Source organism: Citrobacter sp. Igbk 14, assembly GCF_028069825.1.
GTDB lineage: Bacteria > Pseudomonadota > Gammaproteobacteria > Enterobacterales > Enterobacteriaceae > Citrobacter.
The window spans coordinates 1-4,065 of record NZ_JANEWM010000119.1 but is presented as its reverse complement, the minus strand read 5'-3'; the positions used below and the strand labels follow the sequence as shown (position 1 = coordinate 4,065).

Annotated in this window: 4 protein-coding genes; all 4 read right to left on the bottom strand. The window is 41.2% G+C overall.

Annotated elements, in window-relative coordinates:
• On the bottom strand, nt 1–934 hold a 934-nt coding region (locus NNN64_RS22520; protein WP_271442842.1), incomplete at its 3' end, for a glycosyltransferase.
• A gap of 5 nt (nt 935–939) precedes the next feature.
• Complete coding sequence (locus NNN64_RS22515; protein WP_271442841.1) at nt 940–2,076, bottom strand: glycosyltransferase family 4 protein; 1,137 nt, start codon at nt 2,074–2,076, stop codon at nt 940–942.
• A complete protein-coding gene (locus NNN64_RS22510; RefSeq protein ID WP_271442840.1) occupies nt 2,076–2,972 on the bottom strand; it encodes a GDP-mannose 4,6-dehydratase in 897 nt (298 codons plus the stop codon). The genes NNN64_RS22515 and NNN64_RS22510 overlap by 1 nt, the downstream gene beginning before the upstream one ends.
• Nucleotides 2,972–4,006 carry a GDP-mannose 4,6-dehydratase gene (gene gmd / locus NNN64_RS22505; protein WP_271442839.1) on the bottom strand — a complete coding sequence of 345 codons (1,035 nt, stop codon included), beginning with the start codon at nt 4,004–4,006 and terminating at the stop codon, nt 2,972–2,974. Before gmd ends, NNN64_RS22510 begins: the two co-directional genes overlap by 1 nt.
• Nucleotides 4,007–4,065: the final 59 nt, after the last annotated feature.

Below are 4,065 nucleotides of genomic sequence, written 5' to 3'. Positions count from 1 at the left end.
CTGTTATATTATTAATGTTAATATATGATGTTCCAGTGCCAATCTCACATGAAATTAATGATTTCCCGTACATAGCCCCCTCAAGCAAAGTTATGCCAAAAGCCTCTGAACGAAGATTTGATGGAAAAACCACTGAATAACAAAGTTCCAACAATACTGCTTTATCCTCATCAGATAGAGCACCAACAAAATGAACGTTCGATAACCCCAATTTTTCTGACTTCAACTTCAGAGCTGTTTCTTCTCCTCCATTACCTATAATTACAACAGGCAGAGACGTCGCATGAGCCGCATCCAATAAGATATCTAACCCTTTGTAATATCGTAACGTACCAATAAAAAGGAAAAATTTGTCTCCCACACGTTCTTTCCAGTAATTTACTCTTTCTATTTTAGTCTGCGGATACGATTTTTCATCCAGTCCATAAGGAATAATCTTAACTTTTTTTTCAAATTTCTGTAATACACGACTACTCTGTGCATAATTTGGAGAAGCAGCAACAATGCAATCAACTGAGCTCAGAAAGCGATTCATTAGTGGTGAATATAACCGAGAAATAAACTTTTGCTTTACAATATCAGAATGATAGCTAACAACTGTTGGTTTTTTTATTCGACACAAAAAATGAAGCATATCCATAAAAGGAAATGGATAATGGTAATGAATAATATCTGCTTGATTTGCTAATTCTTTAAATTTCTTAATGCAAGATAGAGAGAATGGTGTTGAGGCTACCTCAAAATTGGTTTTTGAGTAAAAAACACGCTGTACACCAATTTTTTGATTATTAATATCCCCACGTTTGCTTAAAGAAAGTACTGTTGATTCAAGATCATATTCAGCCCCAGACTCACTTAACTGGTAGATAACTTGCTCTATGCCACCAAAAGTATCTGGATAGTATGTTTTATAAAAGTGCAATACTTTCAGCATTAGTCTTACTTTACCTGTTTATATGCAGCAACCGTTTCAGTTGCGCATCGTTTCCATGAAAATTGGCTAACATGTGATAGCCCACTGTTAGTGGCACTACCCTGCCATTCCGTATCCGTAAGACTCTTCATAATTAAAGACGTTAGCGTCTCAACATCCATGGCATCACACATTAACGCACAGCTACCCGCAACTTCAGGAAGTGAAGAGCTATTTGAACAAACAACAGGAGTACCAGAAGCCATCGCCTCTAATACAGGTAGCCCAAATCCTTCATAAATTGATGGAAATAAAAAGCTAACCGCGCCGGCATACAGTGCTGGCAAATCGCTTGAAGGCGTAAATCCTAAATAACGCAACCAGCCTTCTCGTTCACCTTGCACAAATCGACGATGCAAAGTATCACTATTCCACCCTTTGAACCCGCTAATTACGAGTGGGGTTTGCTTTCTCAGTGACAGTGGCAGACGCTCGTAAGCATCAAGCAATGTCGCAATATTCTTTCTCGGTTCAATTGATCCAGTGAATAAGGAATATTTTTTAAAGGAAAGTTTGTATTTTCCTAGAACAGAGATTATATCTTCCTCAGGGCGCGGCCTAAATTCACCCCCGCATGCTAACTTTGCAGTAAACACTTTATTTTCAGGAAGATTAAAATAATTAATCAACTCCAATCTGGTGAAGTCAGAGTCTGCGATAAACACCGATGCACGCTTTACAGTGTGCAACAGTTCTTTCCGCATATACCGAACTCTTTCAGGAGGATGGCATTGCGGTAACGTAAAAACCGAGAGATCATGAAAAGTGACAACACAACGATCCACTCTTGGAGGTAGATAAAAATTGGGTCCATGATAAATGGAATCTTTATGATTTTTTAAAATGTTTGTCTTCAACCATGGTGCTGTGATTCTATATACCTCAGAAGCCAGTCGATTCTTTTTTACCAGGCTCTTAAGCCCTTCTGTTGAAGAGCTATTTTCTTTAGCCACAGGCATTTGCTGAGAGAGTCGATGCCCATTTAAAAAAAACAATTCGGATATTTCTGGAGCATCAGATAAACATTTAGCCAACTCAAATGCATAACGTCCAATACCTGTTAATGGGTATTTTATTGCATCAGTTCCAAATATAACTTTCATTACTCGCTTTCCAACATCCAACGTAGAGTATCTTCGAGTGGTGGAACATCCCAATCTGGAATAAATGATTGCAATTTTGACGGATCCCCACTGAGCGTTTTAACTTCATTCGCCCGGACAAAATCAGGATTTACTTGGATGGTAAGATGATGGCCCGTTATTTTCTCACACAGCTCAATAACTTTTCTCAATGAGTATGTACGACCAGAGCAGATGTTGATAACCTCACCGACTGGTTTAGCCTGCAATAATTTTACATACGCATTGCTAAGCGCGCGAACATCCGTAAAATCACGCCAAACATCAATATTTCCTAACTCGATCGTCGGCAATTTTGATTTAAAGTGTTTAACGATCTTTGGCAAGAGGAAATTTTCTGCCTGACCGACGCCAGTATAGTTAAATGGCCGGGTAATGAATACAGGTAGCTTACCCATCCACAGGCGAGACATATACTCCATGGCCAACTTACTGACGGCATAATCGTTCGCAGGATTTGGGGCCGCAGATTCATTCAGTTGCCCTGCTGTACCATTTCCATAAATGTTCGCACTACTGGCGAGAAGCACACCATCCAGAGAGCTGTTAAGGGTACTCAAAGCCTGTAATAAATTACGCGTACCGAGTAAATTAACATTATAGAAGGCATCTGCATCACCATGCCCGACATATGCGATAGCGGCCAAATGGACAACAACGTTTGGTTGTATGCGCTCCACAATATCCTGCAACTTCGCAGTATCCATTAGATCAACCTGATAATAATCAGGCCCATCAAAAGGCATTGCACCAATACCGAATACCCGATATCCGGCAGCGGATAACTCCGCTGCCACATAGCGGCCGGTAAAACCATTAATCCCTGTTACCAGGGCATGTTTGCCGGCGCCGAACATCAGAAAGAAAACCCTTGCTGGTTACGGCGTAAATCAGCTTCAACCATCATTTGGCATAACTGCTCTAACGAGGTTTTTGGCTCCCAGCCCAGAATTTCTTTTGCACGGGCAGGGTTACCAATCAGCAAATCCACTTCAGCAGGACGGAAGAATTTAGGATTTACGCGAACTAATGTTTTCCCTGTCGCAACATCAATGCCCACTTCTTGCTCGTCTTTACCCTCAAAGCGCAGCGTAAATCCTGCAGCTTTGAAAGCCATGCTGACAAAGTCACGCACGGTCTCTGTACGATTAGTTGCGAGCACAAAGGTATCGGGTTTTTCTGCCTGCAGAATACGCCACATCCCTTCGACATACTCTTTGGCATAACCCCAGTCACGCTTAGCGTCCATATTGCCGAGTTCAAGGACATCAAGTTTGCCAAGTTTGATTTTAGCAACAGAATCAGTGATTTTACGCGTTACAAATTCCTGGCCACGTAATGGTGATTCGTGGTTAAACAGAATCCCGCTTGATGCAAAGATATTATAGCTTTCACGGTAGTTCACGGTCATCCAGTGAGCATACAGTTTTGCAACGCCATAAGGACTACGCGGATAGAACGGGGTATCTTCTTTCTGCGGCACCGCCTGCACCAGACCAAACATTTCAGACGTTGATGCCTGATAATAACGAATTGCAGGGTTTACAATACGAATAGCTTCGAGCAAGTTGACCGGACCAATCCCTGTAATTTCAGCAGTGGTCACAGGCTGATCGAATGATACGCCTACAAAACTTTGTGCGGCGAGGTTATAAACTTCTGTAGCACCTGTCGATTGCAGCAAACGGATACTTGCAGACAAGTCAGTGAGGTCGTATTCAACTAAATGAAGGTTAGCGTTATCTTTAATGCCTAATTCCCCGATACGCCAGAAGTTGACGGAACTTGTACGACGATACGTTCCGTATACCTTATAATTTTTTTGAAGTAGTAACTCGGCTAAGTAAGCCCCATCTTGTCCAGTGATTCCAGTAATAATTGCGATTTTCATACCATATCTCGAATTAAGTCATTATAAAGATGAATTGTTTTATTTGCAGAATTATATGA

What these genes read in the sequence shown, in the direction of transcription:
- NNN64_RS22515 (WP_271442841.1), bottom strand. Translation starts at nt 2,076, where the DNA reads ATGAAAGTTATATTTGGAACTGATGCAATAAAATACCCATTAACAGGT.
- NNN64_RS22510 (WP_271442840.1), bottom strand. Translation starts at nt 2,972, where the DNA reads ATGTTCGGCGCCGGCAAACATGCCCTGGTAACAGGGATTAATGGTTTT.
- gmd (WP_271442839.1), bottom strand. Translation starts at nt 4,006, where the DNA reads ATGAAAATCGCAATTATTACTGGAATCACTGGACAAGATGGGGCTTAC.